Here is a 16,444-nt window from a genome sequence, read left to right on the forward strand (position 1 = left end):
TTAATAATAAGGGATGCAGTTTTGTATCCCTTTTTTATTGAATAAGTAAATTATTTTCAACTATTCGCTCAAAGCATTTTATCCTGAAGAAATCCCACTTAATTTTGCATCATGCTTTCTATTAATAATTTAGACTACTACATAGGTGATAGAGCCTTATTTGATAATGCTTCTTTACACATAAAACCAAAAGATAAAATTGGTTTGATTGGACTAAATGGGCAAGGGAAATCCACTTTACTTAAAATCATCAATGGGGATATGACGCCCGATAAAGGTGAAGTCCAAATGAGTAAAGACTGCACCATTGGTTTCTTAAATCAGGATTTACTTTCTTTCCAGTCAGATGACAGCATTTTGCATGTAGCCATGCAAGCTTTCAAGGAAGCTTTAAAATTGCAGGAGAAAATTGAATCTATTTTGAAAAAAATGGAAGAAGATTATTCCGATGATTTGGTGGATAAGCTCACCAAAGCTCAAGAACAATATGAAATGATGGAAGGCTACAGCTTGCAAGCTAAGGCTGAAGAAATATTAGAAGGGATAGGTTTTAAAACGGAAGATCTAAGTCGTCCGCTCAAGACTTTTTCAGGGGGATGGAGAATGCGAGTGATGTTAGCAAAGCTTTTATTGGAAAAGCCATCTCTATTGATGTTAGATGAGCCTACCAACCACTTGGATTTACCTTCTATCCAATGGATTGAAAATTATCTAAAGTCTTATGAAGGGGCTTATATCATTGTTTCGCATGATAGAGAGTTTTTGAATAGAACAATAGATATTACCGTTGAGGTTGATCAGCAGCAATTGAATGTATACGCTGGTAATTGGAGCTTTTATAATGAAGAAAAAGCTTTGCGTGCGGAGTTGCAACAAAATGCTTATGAAAATCAGCAACAGAAAATAAAGCAGACCGAGCAATTTATTAACCGTTTCCGTTCTAAAGCCACCAAAGCAAAGCAGGTACAATCTAGAGTGAAAGCGCTAGATAGAATGGATAAAGTGGATGCCGTGGTGGATAATAATGCTACCATAAATTTTAGCTTTAATATCAATAACAAATCGGGTAGGCATATTGTAAGGTTGCATGAAGTTTCTAAATCTTATGGAGATATCAAGATTTTAGAAAAAACAGATGCGCATATTGAAAGAGGTGATAAGATTGCCTTGATAGGCGCAAATGGTAAGGGTAAATCTACTTTGCTAAGAATAATAGCAGGAGAGGAAAAGATTAATGGGGAAAGAGAAGAAGGCTATAATGTAGAATTCGGTTTTTTCGCTCAGCACCAGTTGGAATCATTAAATATCAATAATGAGATATTAGATGAATTGAAGCAAGCAGGTAGTGATAGAACTGAAATGGAGCTTAGAAACTTATTGGGTTGTTTCCTTTTTAGAGATGAGGAGGTTTTTAAGAAAATTAAAGTCCTTTCCGGAGGTGAAAAATCCCGTGTGGCTTTATCTAAAACCATGATTTCCAATGCGAATTTCCTACTGCTGGATGAGCCTACCAACCACTTGGATATGCAATCGGAAAACATTCTGATTCAAGCTTTGCAGCAATATGAGGGGTCTTTTATTACAGTATCCCACAATAGGTATTTTGTATCGAATGTAGCCAATAAAATCTGGTGGATTGAAGATTATCAGGTGAAAGAATATCCTGGTACTTATGATGAATTCCAGAATTGGTTTGCTAAAAGAGAAGCTGCCAAAGCCGATGATCAGAAAATTGAGGACGAAATAAAAAAAGAGCAGAAAAAAGAAAAGCAATCCAAACCTAGGCATCAACCAGAAGATGCAGAATTGAAAGCCAAACAAAAAGAACTTTCTAAATTGGAAACTCAAATTGAGAAATTGGAATTGAATAAAAAAAGTCTAGAAGAAGAATTGGCTAAACCCTCAGTTTATGGCAATCCAGATAATCTTTTTGAAGTGAATCAGGAATTTGATAAAGTAAATAAGGAATTAGAAGACTTAACAGAGCAATGGGAAAATTTGGCGATAGAGTTGGAGTAAGTCCCAACCAGCCTTCGACTCACAAATGGGGAGATCCAAAGCTATTTAGTTAAGGAAATTTCCTTATTGAGATTTTCGTTTTAGCGAAAAACCTTTTGATTTCTTTTGTGTCTCTTGTGGTTAAAATTTGCTAATCTGGGTGCAGATTAGCAACATTCTTTTTTAACCACAAAACAATAGAATACAAAGGAAAATTACCTTGATTATTTCTTAGGATAAAAGTTAAATATATAGCTTAAATCTTAACTTAATAATATTGGGGGTAGATCGTAGGTGAATTCTTTAATTAAAGCTCAATTATAATATTGGCTTAAGCCTCCAATTGGATGTTTATTTCGTATGAAAAAAGAAAGTTAAAACGGCATAACAAAACATGAATTTTTCACAAAATTGTAGTTTTATAATAAAACGCCATTTTAAGAATATCTAAGACTTTAAATACTCACTATGCCCCCAATCTTCAAAGACCTAAGAGTAATTGAACTTGCCAATGTGTTAGCCGGACCATCTGTCGGTCAGTTTTTCGCTGAACTAGGAGCTGAGGTTATTAAAATTGAAAACCCCAAGACTAAAGGAGATGTCACCCGCTCGTGGAAACTCAAAAACGAGAAGGCTGAGAACTCAATTTCCGCTTATTTTTCTGCTGCTAATAGTGGCAAAAAATCAATAGCCTTAGACTTATGGGATGAAGAAGATTTAACCATTCTTTATAAATTAATTGCCAAATCGGATATTGTTATTGCCAGTTACAAAGCAGGTGATGCTAAGAAGTTGAGGGTTGATTATCAGTCGCTTAAATCTGTTAACCCAAAAATTATTTACGGGCAAATTACTGGTTATGGAGATGAGGATGAAAGAGTTGGTTATGATGCAATAATTCAAGCAGAAAGCGGATTTATGAGCATGAATGGAGAACCGGATGGAAATTCTTTAAAAATGCCAGTAGCCTTGGTAGATGTTCTGGCAGCGCACCATTTGAAGGAAGCTATTTTGCTAGCTTATATCAATTTGCTTAAAAACAATGAAGGTTCAAAAGTATCCGTTTCCTTATTCGAATCAGCTATTGCATCTTTAGCCAATCAAGCCACTAATTTTTTGATAGCTGGACATAACCCACAAAAAATGGGAGCGGAGCATCCTAATATTGCACCCTATGGAACAGTTTTAAAAACTGTAGATCACAATGAAATTCTTTTGGCAGTAGGGACAAATTCTCAATTTCAAAAGCTTTGTAAAGTTTTTGAAATGCCTGAAATTTCTGAAGATGATAGGTTTAAAACCAATGCTTTGCGGGTGGAAAATAGGATAATATTAAATCAGTTATTATTGGAGAAAGCAAAATTATTTCAATCCGAAATCCTCATTGAAAAATTAAAAACAGCTCAAGTTCCAGCCGGAAAATTGCAATCAGTACAGGAAGTTTTAGAAGGAAAAGATGCTAAAAATATGATTTTAAAATCAGCAGAAATGAACTTCGGATTAAGAAATTTTGCTGGTATTTTATCATTTATGGGAAAATCCTCCCACCTTGCCCCACCACCTAATTTTGATCAAGACAGAGACGAAATACTAGCTGTAATCTAAATTTTAGCCTATTATTCAATGATTTTGGGCCAAAACCAATTCTTCAAACATTACACGCTCACGTTTTTTATAAAATTTTTGTTTATATCTGATAATCAAAAACTTATAAATTTTGAATCATTAGATTTCATATTTTTTAAAGTATTGATTTTTAATGAGTTGTATGATTTTATTCTGCTCAATTTTAAATTGAATGGAATAATTAAAAACATTCTTTCACTGCTTTTGAGCCTGTTTTCCTTGTCTTTTTGACGCCCAAAATGTAATCTTTTTGAGAAATGTGTAAAAAAGTGGGGGAAAGTGGTATGAAATGTCGCATATTGTTTTAGCTTTGCATATAAGAAATTGTGTAAACTATAAGCATGGCATTCTTCACCGGTGAATATGATTGTAAGCTAGACGCCAAAGGGCGTATGGTCTTGCCTGCCAAGATCAAAAATGCTCTACCCGAGGGAAGTGGTGATGAAATAGTTGTGCGCAGAGGTTTCGAGCCTTGTTTAGTTCTTTATCCAATGCTTGAATACAAAAAGATTTTTTCAAAGATTGCCGGTTTGAATGAATTTAATCCAGAATACAGAAATCTACAACGCAACTTCTTTAGAGGCAATGCAATCGTGGAACTCGACAGTGCAGGAAGAATATTGATTCCTAAAAATATGATGGCTTTTGCCGGATTGGAAAGAGAATCGATAGTGGTGGGAATGGGAAATCGAGTTGAAATATGGGATGCATCAAAATATGATGATTACCTGATTAAAGACCAGCAGGAATTTTCTGATTTGGCTGAGAAACACCTTTTTGAATCTTAATCCCTATGAGCGAATATCACGAACCGGTAATGTTACAGCAATGTCTGGATGGATTGGCTATTAAGCCCAATGGAATCTATGTAGACTTGACTTTCGGGGGTGGTGGTCATTCTAAAGCCATTTTAGAAAAATTAACTGACGGGAAATTATTAGGATTTGACCAAGATCAGGATGCTGAAGCTAATGCTGAGGCCATTGATCATCCAGGTTTTGAGTTTGTTCAAGCGAATTTCAGGTTCGTTAAAAAATATTTGAAATTATATCGCATCAAGCAAGTTGATGGGATTTTAGCTGATTTAGGAGTTTCTTCTCATCAGTTCAACAAAGCGGAAAGAGGGTTTTCTACTCGTTTCGATGCGGAATTGGATATGAGAATGGATCAACATGCGTCAGTTACTGCTAAGCAAGTTATAAATGATTATAGCGAAGCTGATTTACATAAAATTTTTGGGCTTTATGGTGAGGTTCGAAATGCTAAGACTTTAGCTTCTGCCATTGTTTCGGCAAGAGCTGCTAGTCCTATTAATACGATTGGAGAGCTAAAAGAAATATTAGCAAGATACGCTAAACGCGGAAGAGAAAATAAATATTACGCACAGGTTTTTCAAGCACTAAGAATTGAGGTGAATGAAGAATTGAAAGCTTTGGAAGAAGCTTTACTTCAGATGGAGGAAGTGATAAAGCCAGGTGGTAGATTAGTAGTAATGAGCTACCATAGCTTGGAAGATAGATTGGTGAAAAACTACATCAATAAAGGGAAATTGGATGGTGAGGAAGAAAAGGATTTCTACGGAAATGTTTTGAAACCATTTAAAGCTATCAATAGAAAGCCTATTACTGCAGAAGATGAGGAGTTAAAACTCAATAATAGAGCTAGAAGTGCAAAATTAAGAATAGCTGAAAAGTTATGAGCGAAAATACTTTTAAAAAAAAGGAGAAAAACAAAACAAAGGATTCAGCTTCGGGAAGTATTTTCTCAAGGCTGGATAAAACTTTGGGAGGAAATAATGCCGAAGGTGGATTGCCAGTGCATTATCTGCCGTATGTTTTATTCATAGTCGCGATTTGTATTTTCTACATTGGCAACAGCCATTATGCGGATAAAACCACTCGAAAAATCGATAAGCTTCATCAAGAAGTGGAGGATTTAAGAGCGGATTATACCACTTTAAAATCAGAATATATGTTTGCTTCCAAGCAATCGGAAGTAGCAAAAAAGGTAAAGAAATTAGGATTAAAGGAATCAGAAAAACCACCATTTAAAATTATAGTAGAAAAAGGTGAATATTAAAAAGTCCATATTGCTCAGAGTACGATTAGCATTTTTGGCTATTGTCATTTTTGCTGGAGCTATTATGTACCAGATTTTTCACATCCAATGGATGGAAGGTGATAAGTGGCAAAAAATGGCAGAGGAAATCAATATGAGCTATCAAGAAGTGAAAGCTACCCGTGGGAATATTTATTCCGATAACGGAAGTTTGTTGGCTACTTCTTTGCCTTTCTATAAAGTAGCTTTTGATCCTACTATTGCTGATGAGCAATTATTCAGAGAAAAGATTGATTCTTTAAGTTTGATGCTTTCCAAAAGTTTTGGGCAAACATCTACTTATTATAAGCAAAAAATTATTACAGCCAGACAAAAAGGTAGACAGTATATTTTCCTTTCTAATGAATTGATTGGTTATCAGAAGAAAAAGGAAATGGAGACATGGCCTATTTTTAGAGAAGGGAGATTAGCAGGCGGTGTTATTTTTACTAAAACTGATAAAAGGTTCAGGCCTTTTTCAAATTTAGCATTTAGAACCATCGGCTTTTTGAATGAAAATGATTACGGTGCTGGGCTTGAATACAGCTTCAATAAATATTTAGCAGGAACAAACGGGAAAGCATTGTTCCAAAAAATTTCTGGTAGCAGCTGGAGACCTGTTAATGATGGTTCTGAAATCAGACCAAAAGACGGTTTTGATATTCAAACTACTATTGATATCAACTTGCAGGATGTTTCAGAATCTGCGCTATTGCGTCACTTGATTAAGCATGAAGCCGATATGGGTTGTGTAGTGGTAATGGAAGTGAAAACAGGAGAAATTAAAGCGATTTCTAATTTGAAAAAGCTTTCAAACGGAAAATATGGTGAAGTTTATAATTATGCAGTAGGTAGTCATGGACTAAGAGAACCAGGTTCTACCTTTAAACTTGCTTCCTATATGGCGCTTTTGGAAGAAAAAAATATCCAGCTTACAGATTCAATTGATACCGGAGATGGGGAATATAAGTTTTATAAAGATAAGGTAAGAGACCATAAACCAGGTGGTTACGGAACAATTTCTATTCGTGATGCTTTTGAGAAATCTTCTAACATTGCTATAGCCAAATTAATTGATGAGACCTTTCGTGAAAATCCTCAGCGCTTTTTGGATTATTTAAAAACGATGGGTGTAACTCAACCTTTAGGATTTCAAATGATTGGAGAGGGGAAACCTAATATTCCGCCTATTAAACAATGGAGTGGGATTACTTTGCCTTGGATGGCTTATGGGTATGGTTTGGAATTGACTCCTTTACATACTCTAACGTTATTTAATGCAGTTGCTAATGATGGCAAAATGATTCGTCCTTTATTGGTGAAATCAATTAAAAAGACTGATAAAAAAATTAATACTTTTAAAACTAATGTAATTAGCGATCAAATTTGCTCTAAAGAAACATTAGACAAACTAAAAATCATGTTGGAAGGTGTGGTGCAAAATGGAACTGCCTCTAACATTAGTAATGCTGAATACAAAATTGCAGGAAAAACAGGAACAGCTCAAAGCTTGATAGATGGCAAGTATGTTCGACAATATTATACATCATTTGCAGGTTATTTTCCTGCGGATAACCCAAAATATTCAGCTATAGTCGTGATGGATAATCCTAAAGGCTATCAACAATATGGTTCAGATGTGGCAGCTCCAGTTTTTAAAGAAATTGCGGACAAAATTTTTGCATTGGATTTGAATATGCATGAAGAGTATAAATTGGAGGAAAAACCAGAGAAAGGAATTTTCCCTGTCGTTCAAGCGGGTAATAAAAATGACTTATCCTCTATGTTAAATTATTTAGGGGTTTCCAATCATTCTGATAAACAAGAATTGGAATGGGTGAGAGCATCTATTCATAATAATTCCATTAAATGGGAACCTAATAATCAGCATCAGCAAGGTTTAGTGCCTGATGTGAGAGGTATGACATTAAGAGATGCACTGTATTTATTAGAGAATACAGGTTTAAATGTAGTAGTAAAAGGTGAAAAGGGTAGAGTGAATTCACAATCGCAATTCCCAGGATCAAGAGCATTAAAAGGAAGTACAATAAAACTAGAAATAGGTTAGTGGCGAACTTAAAAGACATATTATATAAAGTAAAATTAATCAGCATTTCAGGTGCTACTGATATTGCTATTGATGCCATTCAGTTCGATTCTAGAATTGTTGGAGCTGGTGATGTCTTTGTTGCCATTAAAGGAACTCAGGTTGATGGTCACGAATTTATTTCAAAAGCTGTCACTCAAGGAGCGGTTGCTGTGGTATGCGAAGATATTCCAATTGATATCCATCCTGAAGTAACTTATGTTCAGACTGATAATTCAGCCAAAGCTTTAGGAATTATGGCTGATAACTATTTTGGTCATCCTTCTGAAAAATTGAAATTGGTTGCGGTAACGGGCACAAATGGAAAAACCACCACAGTGAGTTTACTGCACCAGTTATTTATGAATTTGGGCTATCATACCGGTATGATTTCAACTGTTCAAAATCAGATAAATAATAAGGTTATTCCTGCAACACATACAACGCCTGATGCACTTCAGTTGAATTCCCTATTAAAAAAAATGGTGGAATCTGGTTGTAATATAGTTTTCATGGAAGCTAGTAGTCACGCCATTGAACAGGAAAGAATGGCCGGTTTAAAATTAGCCGGAGCTGTTTTTACAAATATTACCCATGAGCATTTAGATTATCACAAAACATTTGATAATTACATAAAGGCCAAAAAGAAATTATTTGATGATTTGCCATCTGATGCTTTTGCTTTGGTAAACGTTGATGATAAAAGAGGAATGGTGATGCTGCAGAATTGCAAAGCCTCAAAATATACGTATTCCTTAAAAATGATGGCGATATATAAAGCAAAAGTTTTAAGTAATTCATTGCAAGGACTTGAGCTTAATATTGAGCAAAAGGATGTTTGGTTCAGGCAAATTGGTTATTTCAATGCCTATAATTTGTTGGCTTCTTATGCAACTGCACATTTGTTGGAAGAGGAAAGCGAAGAAATATTAATGAATTTATCTCAAATCGAATTAAAGAATGGAAGATTTGAGCAAGTACCGAATAATGCGGGAATTACGGCTGTGGTAGATTATGCACATACTCCTGATGCTTTGGAGAATGTGTTACAAACTATCGATAATATTAGAACAGGAAATGAACAAGTGCTTACCGTAGTGGGCTGTGGTGGAAATAGAGACACGACTAAAAGACCATTAATGGCTGAAATTGCCTGTAGGTTTAGTGATAGGGTAATATTGACTTCAGACAACCCAAGATTTGAGGAACCTGAAGCAATCATTGCAGATATGCAAAAAGGTGTTCCTGTTTCTCAAGTTAGAAAAGTAACGAATTTGCCAGACAGGAAAGAAGCTATAAAGTTAGCATGCAGTTTTGCGCAAAAAGGGGATATCATATTAGTGGCTGGAAAAGGTCATGAAACTTATCAGGAAATTAAAGGCGAGAGAAGCCATTTCGATGATAAGGAAATAGTAAGTGAAATGTTGAATTTGATCCATAATAAATAAAAAAGAGAAAGGTGTTATATTATTTATTCGACTTCTTAAATAAAAAAATGGACTTGCTTGGGGCAGGGGTGTTTCAGTATATCTCCTTTAGAGCAGGTATGGCTACACTTTTTTCTTTGTTAATAACCATCACCTTTGGTAAGACATTGATCAATAAATTAAGAAAGAAGCAAGTTGGTGAATCTGTTCGTGATTTAGGGCTTGATGGTCAGATTGAAAAAGCTGGGACTCCAACCATGGGTGGCATAATGATTATTTTGGCCATTGTTATTCCAGTTTTGCTTTTTTCAAAAATCGATAATATATATATCATTTTACTTTTAGTTTCCACCGTTTGGATGGGATTAATTGGCTTTTTAGATGACTATATCAAAGTTTTTAAAAAGAATAAAGAAGGACTAAAAGGAAAATTCAAAGTATTTGGTCAAATCGGTTTAGGGCTGATTGTAGGCCTAACATTATTTTACCACCCTGATGTTACGGTTCGTGAATTCATTTCTCCTGTAAGTGTATCTGAAGGTGTTGAAATGGTATCTGAATCTTCATTTGAAGACGTAAAATCAATGGTCACTACCATTCCATTTTTCAAGAATAATGAGTTTGATTACAGCAGTATTTTGCCTTTTCTTCCTGATGGCTCTACTGTGGTCATCTATGTATTAATTGTGATCTTTATTGTAACTGCAGTTAGTAATGGAGCGAATATTACCGATGGAATAGATGGATTGGCAGCGGGAACATCAGCTATCATTGGTTTGGCTTTAGCAATTTTTGCCTATGTATCTGGTAATGCCATTTTCTCTCAGTATCTCAATATAATGTTCATCCCAAATAGTGGGGAAATTGTGATTTTCTGTGCTGCTTTCGTAGGGGCGTGTGTGGGTTTTTTATGGTACAATACTCATCCGGCTCAAGTTTTTATGGGAGATACTGGAAGCTTGTCCATAGGTGGAATAATAGCTGTTTTAGCATTAGTCATTAGAAAAGAATTATTGATACCTGTTCTGTGTGGAATTTTCTTGATTGAGAATCTGTCTGTAATCATTCAGGTCAGTTATTTTAAATATACAAAGAAAAAATACGGTGAAGGCAAAAGGATATTTTTAATGTCTCCATTGCATCATCATTATCAAAAGAAAGGAATTCATGAATCTAAAATTGTAAACCGCTTCTGGATTGTAGGCATTTTGTTGGCTATTATTTCAGTCGCAACATTGAAGCTTCGGTAAATTAGAAAGATGAAAGTTGAAATATAAAAAGGTCAGTACCGAAGGTCAGACCAGTTTTTAGAGAAAATTGAAATAGGTAGAAGTAGAAATAAAGTAGAAATAAAATAGAAATAAAAAAAAATAGATAAATACTAAAAAAATCAGTGAATAAACGAATCATCATATTGGGAGCAGGAGAAAGCGGAACCGGTGCTGCTTTGCTAGCAAAAGCAAAGGGATATGATGTTTTTGTGTCTGATTTTGGGAGAATTAATGAGACGAATAAAGAGAAATTAACTCAAGCTGAAATTCCATTTGAGGAAGGAAAGCATACGGAAGATTTAATATTTAATGCAGATAAAATAATCAAAAGCCCTGGTATTGCTCCAAAAGTGGAGATTGTCCAAAAAGCTTTAGCTAAAAATATTCCAGTAATAGATGAATTGGAGTTTGCCTTTGGATTTACTAAAGGAAAGATCATTGCCATAACTGGAACAAATGGTAAATCTACCACTACCATGCTAACCTATCATTTGCTTAAAGAAGCTGGATTGTCAGTTGGTCTGGGAGGAAATATCGGTAAGAGTATGGCAGGTCAGTTGGTCAATCTGGATTTTGATTGGTGGGTGTTAGAGTGTAGCAGTTTCCAAATTGATGGCTTTGCGGATTTTAAGCCACACATTGGCATTTTGCTAAATATTACACCAGATCATTTAGACCGATATGATTATAAAGTTGAAAATTATGTAGCATCTAAATTCTCCTTGTTCAAAAATCAAGATAAAGAAGATTATGCTCTATTATATACAGAAGATAAATTGATTAATGCGAATCTTTCAAAACATCGATTTTCTTCCAAATTATTTGAGTTGAAGTTTGAAGATATACCATCTGAGGGGGCTTATGCAAATCCGTCTGGTATCATCATTAATTTAAATGGAAGAAAAAACACTTTCGCTCAAGACTTACTGACTATAAAAGGAAAACATAACCAGACTAATGCCATGGCTTCTATTTTAACTGCTAAACTCGCTAAAGTAAAGAATGAAAAAATTTCGGAAAGCCTTCCGAAATTTAAAAGTATTCAACATCGATTGGAGTCGGTAGGAAATATTCATGGAATTGAATTTGTAAATGATTCAAAAGCAACCAATGTTGATGCTGTCTATTATGCCTTGGATGCTTTTACAAAACCAATAATCTGGATAGTTGGGGGAGTGGATAAAGGAAATGATTATAGTCAGTTAGATGCAGTAAGCACCAATGTAAAAGCCATTATTTGTTTAGGGAAAGATAATGAAAAGATCAAGGAGTATTTCAAAAGTAGATGTCCGATAATCGAGGAAACGCAATCTATGCAGGATGCCGTGAAAATGGGATATAAATTATCTAAAGATAGAGAAGTGGTATTGCTTTCTCCTGCTTGTGCGAGCTTTGATTTATTTAAGAATTATGAAGACCGAGGGAATCAATTTCGTTTGGCATTTCAATTATTGGAAAGAGAAATAGAATTGAAAAAAATATCGCAGTCATGCTAAGTATTCAAAACATAAAAGCTTGGACTGACAAGCACCTCAAAGGAGATCCCGTGATTTGGACGGTGGTTTTTGCTTTAGGTATGCTCAGTATTTTAGTTGTTTATAGTGCTACTGGAACTATTGCCTATTTCAAATATGGAGGCAATACAGAATACTATTTACTACGTCATAGCTTTTTAGTGATTTTGAGTTTCTTTGCGATGTGGGTTGCCCATAAAGTGGATTACCGTTATTATTCCAAATTATCTCGTTTGGCATTATGGCTTTCAGTCCCACTTTTAATTTTTGCATGGCAGTTTGGAGTAAACTTGAACAGCGCATCAAGATGGATTACCATTCCATTAATTAACCAATCATTTCAACCGTCTGATTTAGCAAAATTAGCTTTAATTATCAATCTGGCTGGGATGCTATCTAAGAGACAGCAAAATATTCATGATTTTAAAAAGGCATTAATTCCTATGCTTTTGTGGTGTGGTGTAATTTGTGGTTTAATAGCTATGACCAATTTATCGACAGCTATATTATTATTCTTAACCTGTATGTTACTTTTATTTATCGGTAGAATTCCAGTTAAGTATTTAGCCATGCTAGCTTTTGTTGGAGTTTTTGCAGTGAGTATCGCCATGGTTGTAGGACAAAGGGGTGAAACCGCTATTAGCCGTGTTGAGAATTTCATCAATAAAGAGAATATTCCGTTTCAAGCGCAACAATCTTATATAGCAGTTGCAACGGGAGGCATAACTGGAAAAGGTCCTGGAAATAGTAGTCAACGAAACTTTTTACCTGAGGCCTTTTCGGATTTTATCTTCGCCATAGTGGTTGAAGAATACGGGATGATAGGAGCAGGAATTGTAATTTTATTGTATTTAACCTTGCTATATAGAGGAATGAAGGCTGCAGCAGCCAGTGGCAGAGCTTATGGAGGATTACTCTCCGCAGGTCTGAGTTTTGCCATTGTCATACAGGCAATGGTCAATATGGGAGTTGCCGTTGGTTTAGGGCCAATTACAGGTTTACCTCTTCCACTTCTAAGTATGGGGGGAACCTCGCTTTTATTTACAGGAATCGCAATGGGTATCATATTAAGCGTGAGTAGAGGCGAAATTGAAGAAACTCCAGATGCCTTAAGCAAAAAACAATTTTCTAATTTACCTAAAAAAGAAGCAGCCTAAATGGATATGCAAAAACCATATCGATTCATTTTAAGCGGAGGGGGCACAGGCGGTCACATTTTTCCAGCTTTGGCAATTGCGGATGAAATCAAAAAGCAACTACCAAATGCAGAAATACTTTTTGTAGGTGCTGAAGGTAAAATGGAAATGCAAAAAGTGCCGGAGGCGGGTTATAAGATTTTTGGATTACCAATAGCCGGTATTCAAAGAAGTTTGACTTTGAAGAATTTGAGTTTTCCTTTTAAGCTCATGAATAGTTTAAAGCAAGCTAAAAAAATAGTAAAGAATTTTAAGCCAGATGCTGTTATTGGCGTAGGCGGTTATGCAAGTGGGCCAACTCTTAGGGCAGCATCCAATTTAAGAATTCCTTGTTTGCTACAGGAACAAAATTCCTACGCAGGCTTAACCAATAAGTGGTTGAAAAAGAAGGTTAAACAAATTTGCGTAGCTTATGAAGGGATGGATAAATATTTTCCAGCCTCAAAATTAAATTTAACAGGAAACCCGGTTAGGAAAAACTTATTGGAGTTACCTGAAAGGTCACAAGCAATTACCAGCTTTGATTTAGAGGCGAATAAAAAGACAATTTTGGTTTTAGGCGGAAGCTTAGGAGCAAGAACTATAAATGAAAGTATTGCGCAAAATTTAGATCTACTAGCAAAAGAAGATTTTCAGATGTTATGGCAAACAGGCAAGCTTTATCATAATGAAATGCTAGCTCGATCTAAAAATGCTAATAAAAAGCAATTGAAAGTTTTAGAGTTTATCAAAAATATGGATGAAGCTTATGCTGCTGCGGATATTATTATTACTAGAGCCGGGGCATTGTCTGTTTCAGAGTTGCAAATTGTAGGTAAGCCCGTAATTTTTGTACCATCACCTAATGTAGCAGAAGACCATCAAACCAAAAATGCTCAGGCATTGACTAAAGAAAATGCAGCCTTAATGGTAACAGATGCCATGGCAGTAAAAGAATTAATGCCGAAAGCTTTTGAATTATTAAAGGATACTGAAAAACAAAAGGAGCTTTCTGAAAATATAAAGAAAATGGCTAAACCAAAAGCCACAGAAAATATAGTATCGATTATTTTTAAAATGATTGAATGAAGATAAAAAATATACATAGCGCATATTTCATTGGAATTGGAGGTATAGGCATGAGTGCCTTAGCTCGTTGGTTCCACCATAATGGGGTGCAAGTATATGGCTATGATAAAACATCAACCAAATTAACCATCCAACTGGAAAGTGAAGGCATCTCAATTCATTTTGAGGATGAAATTGAAAAAATGCCTGATTTTGTATTTAAGAACAGCAAAGAGGTACTGGTCGTTTATACTCCCGCAATTCCAAAAGACCATAAAGGATTTAATTATTTGAAAGAAAAGGGGATTAATCTATATAAAAGGTCAGAGGTTCTAGGGATACTGACTGAAGGGATGTTTACCGTGGCGGTAGCTGGTACTCATGGTAAAACTACAACCAGTTCCATGATTGCGCATTTGCTAAAAAGTGGTAAGAAGGATATAGCCGGCTTTTTAGGGGGTATTACGACCAATTATGATACGAATATGGTCATGAATCAAGGTGATTATAAAAAGGCAATCATAGTGGTGGAAGCAGATGAATTTGATCGTTCATTTTTAACGCTGAAGCCCAATATTGCAGTGGTTACTTCAACGGATGCAGATCATCTGGATATTTATGGCAAACTGGAAGAGTTAAAGAAATCTTTTTCTCTCTTCTTGGAAAATGTAAATCCAAATGGACAGGCATATATTAAGGATGGTTTATGGGACGATATTGCTTCTAAAAAGATAAAAGCTCAGCCTTTGTCTTATGGTTTAAATGCAGGAGATGTAAGAGCCTTAAACGTTCAGGTGAAAAATGCGAAATTTGTATTTGATGTAGCCTTAAATGATACAATTATAAAAGGGTTCCAATTGTCTGTACCTGGTTTTCATAATGTTGAAAATGCAGTAGTAGCTATAGCGATAGCTCATCAATTAGGCTTAAATGATAAAGAGATATTAGAAGGAATTAGTACTTATGCTGGTGTGAAACGCAGATTTGAATATATTATCCAAAGAGAGGATTTTGTCTTTATTGACGATTATGCGCATCATCCTAGTGAAATAACAGCGATGTTAACTTCAGTTCGGGCTTTATATCCTGGAAAAAAAGTAAGTGTTTTATTTCAACCGCATTTGTATTCGCGCACCAGAGATTTTGCAGTGGAATTTTCTCGCAGCTTAAGCTTGGCGGATGAAGTCATGTTATTAGATATCTACCCAGCTAGAGAACTACCAATTGAAGGAGTAAACAGCGATATTTTATTAGAATCTATTCAGGTAGATGAGAAATATAAAGTAGATAAAGAGACTATAATAGATTATTTAAGTAATAGAGAATTAGAGGTTTTTATCACAATGGGAGCTGGAAATATTGACCAGTTAGTAGAACCTTTAAAAAATATGTTTAATAAGGAGCATGCAGCTTAAGAAGAGTTTAAATATTGCCCTAAAAATTGTTTTACCCATAATTATATTTGTGGTAAGTATTGGCTTTGTGAGCAAAAAACAAGAAGAAGTGCTTTGTAAAAAAATTATTATTAATATAAAAAATCAGCAAGGTAATTTCTTTATCAATGAGGCAGATATTAACAGTCTGTTGACCAATAATGGCAATGAAATGGTGATGAATTTGCCTTATGAGAATTTCAAATTGAAAGATTTGGAAGAGCGAGTGAATGCTCATAAGTTTATCCAAACGGCAGAGGTATATAGAGACTTGGCTGGAAACATGATGGTAGATGCTGTGCAAGCACGACCAATAGCCAGAATATTTAATCCAAATGGTGCTGATCATTATATCAGCGATCAAGGAAGAATATTACCGGTGTCGGATAGATTTACGGCTCGGGTAATGGTATTGTCAGGTGAGTTTTTCAAACCTTATTTAGAAAATGATATGCTAAAAGACGAAGCTGGAAAAGACTTATTTAATTTTATAAAATTTATAGAGCAAGATAAATTTTGGAGTGCGCAGTTTGCGCAATTGGAAGTAGATGAAAGAGGAATAATTAATATATACCCTCAGGTTACCAAACAGTTGATTGAATTTGGGACGGTGTATAATTATTCTGATAAATTATCGAAACTTAAAATTTTTTACGATAAGATACTGCCAGACAGAGGGTGGAATCGATACGATCGTGTAAATTTGCAATTTAAAGAACAAATCATTTGTGAATAGAATAACCTTAGTT

13 protein-coding genes are annotated in these 16,444 nt (G+C 35.1%); all 13 read left to right on the forward strand.

Annotated features, from left to right (window positions below; all coding sequences use genetic code 11):
• Positions 1-111: 111 nt before the first annotated feature.
• On the forward strand, positions 112-2,019 hold the full coding sequence (gene abc-f, locus QYS49_RS08015) for a ribosomal protection-like ABC-F family protein (protein ID WP_308351251.1): 1,908 nt from the start codon (positions 112-114) through the stop codon (positions 2,017-2,019).
• 447 nt (positions 2,020-2,466) lie between these two features.
• On the forward strand, positions 2,467-3,603 hold the full coding sequence (locus QYS49_RS08020) for a CaiB/BaiF CoA transferase family protein (RefSeq protein ID WP_308351252.1): 1,137 nt from the start codon (positions 2,467-2,469) through the stop codon (positions 3,601-3,603).
• A gap of 362 nt (positions 3,604-3,965) precedes the next feature.
• Positions 3,966-4,412, forward strand: a complete 447-nt coding sequence (gene mraZ, locus QYS49_RS08025) for a division/cell wall cluster transcriptional repressor MraZ (RefSeq protein WP_308351253.1) — start codon at positions 3,966-3,968, stop codon at positions 4,410-4,412.
• A gap of 5 nt (positions 4,413-4,417) precedes the next feature.
• A complete protein-coding gene (gene rsmH / locus QYS49_RS08030; RefSeq protein ID WP_308351254.1) occupies positions 4,418-5,323 on the forward strand; it encodes a 16S rRNA (cytosine(1402)-N(4))-methyltransferase RsmH in 906 nt (301 codons plus the stop codon).
• On the forward strand, positions 5,320-5,703 hold the full coding sequence (locus QYS49_RS08035) for an FtsL-like putative cell division protein (protein WP_308351255.1): 384 nt from the start codon (positions 5,320-5,322) through the stop codon (positions 5,701-5,703). The genes rsmH and QYS49_RS08035 overlap by 4 nt, the downstream gene beginning before the upstream one ends.
• The gene (locus QYS49_RS08040) at positions 5,693-7,789 is read left to right on the forward strand and encodes a PASTA domain-containing penicillin-binding protein (RefSeq protein WP_308351257.1); all 2,097 of its coding nucleotides are present in this window, start codon (positions 5,693-5,695) and stop codon (positions 7,787-7,789) included. Before QYS49_RS08035 ends, QYS49_RS08040 begins: the two co-directional genes overlap by 11 nt.
• Positions 7,789-9,255: a UDP-N-acetylmuramoyl-L-alanyl-D-glutamate--2,6-diaminopimelate ligase gene (locus tag QYS49_RS08045; protein WP_308351258.1), complete on the forward strand. Its 1,467-nt coding sequence runs from the start codon at positions 7,789-7,791 to the stop codon at positions 9,253-9,255. Before QYS49_RS08040 ends, QYS49_RS08045 begins: the two co-directional genes overlap by 1 nt.
• Positions 9,256-9,266: 11 nt before the next feature.
• Positions 9,267-10,484 (forward strand): phospho-N-acetylmuramoyl-pentapeptide-transferase, encoded by a 1,218-nt coding sequence (gene mraY, locus QYS49_RS08050; protein ID WP_308351259.1) that lies wholly within the window; start codon positions 9,267-9,269, stop codon positions 10,482-10,484.
• 143 nt (positions 10,485-10,627) lie between these two features.
• Positions 10,628-12,001, forward strand: a complete 1,374-nt coding sequence (gene murD / locus QYS49_RS08055; RefSeq protein ID WP_308351260.1) for a UDP-N-acetylmuramoyl-L-alanine--D-glutamate ligase — start codon at positions 10,628-10,630, stop codon at positions 11,999-12,001.
• Positions 11,995-13,176, forward strand: a complete 1,182-nt coding sequence (locus tag QYS49_RS08060) for an FtsW/RodA/SpoVE family cell cycle protein (RefSeq protein ID WP_308351261.1) — start codon at positions 11,995-11,997, stop codon at positions 13,174-13,176. The genes murD and QYS49_RS08060 overlap by 7 nt, the downstream gene beginning before the upstream one ends.
• Positions 13,177-14,283 carry an undecaprenyldiphospho-muramoylpentapeptide beta-N-acetylglucosaminyltransferase gene (gene murG / locus QYS49_RS08065; RefSeq protein ID WP_308351263.1) on the forward strand — a complete coding sequence of 369 codons (1,107 nt, stop codon included), beginning with the start codon at positions 13,177-13,179 and terminating at the stop codon, positions 14,281-14,283.
• Positions 14,280-15,677, forward strand: a complete 1,398-nt coding sequence (gene murC / locus QYS49_RS08070; protein ID WP_308351264.1) for a UDP-N-acetylmuramate--L-alanine ligase — start codon at positions 14,280-14,282, stop codon at positions 15,675-15,677. The genes murG and murC overlap by 4 nt, the downstream gene beginning before the upstream one ends.
• Positions 15,667-16,431 (forward strand): cell division protein FtsQ/DivIB, encoded by a 765-nt coding sequence (locus QYS49_RS08075; RefSeq protein ID WP_308351265.1) that lies wholly within the window; start codon positions 15,667-15,669, stop codon positions 16,429-16,431. Before murC ends, QYS49_RS08075 begins: the two co-directional genes overlap by 11 nt.
• Positions 16,432-16,444 lie beyond the last annotated feature (13 nt).

The organism is Marivirga salinae (assembly GCF_030503855.1).
In the GTDB taxonomy this organism is placed as follows: Bacteria; Bacteroidota; Bacteroidia; order Cytophagales; family Cyclobacteriaceae; genus Marivirga; species Marivirga salinarum.

Excerpts from the sequence above, each read along its gene's own strand:
- abc-f (WP_308351251.1), top strand. The coding sequence starts at position 112 with ATGCTTTCTATTAATAATTTAGACTACTACATAGGTGATAGAGCCTTA.
- QYS49_RS08020 (WP_308351252.1), top strand. The coding sequence starts at position 2,467 with ATGCCCCCAATCTTCAAAGACCTAAGAGTAATTGAACTTGCCAATGTG.
- mraZ (WP_308351253.1), top strand. The coding sequence starts at position 3,966 with ATGGCATTCTTCACCGGTGAATATGATTGTAAGCTAGACGCCAAAGGG.
- rsmH (WP_308351254.1), top strand. The coding sequence starts at position 4,418 with ATGAGCGAATATCACGAACCGGTAATGTTACAGCAATGTCTGGATGGA.
- QYS49_RS08035 (WP_308351255.1), top strand. The coding sequence starts at position 5,320 with ATGAGCGAAAATACTTTTAAAAAAAAGGAGAAAAACAAAACAAAGGAT.
- QYS49_RS08060 (WP_308351261.1), top strand. The coding sequence starts at position 11,995 with ATGCTAAGTATTCAAAACATAAAAGCTTGGACTGACAAGCACCTCAAA.
- murG (WP_308351263.1), top strand. The coding sequence starts at position 13,177 with ATGGATATGCAAAAACCATATCGATTCATTTTAAGCGGAGGGGGCACA.
- murC (WP_308351264.1), top strand. The coding sequence starts at position 14,280 with ATGAAGATAAAAAATATACATAGCGCATATTTCATTGGAATTGGAGGT.
- QYS49_RS08075 (WP_308351265.1), top strand. The coding sequence starts at position 15,667 with ATGCAGCTTAAGAAGAGTTTAAATATTGCCCTAAAAATTGTTTTACCC.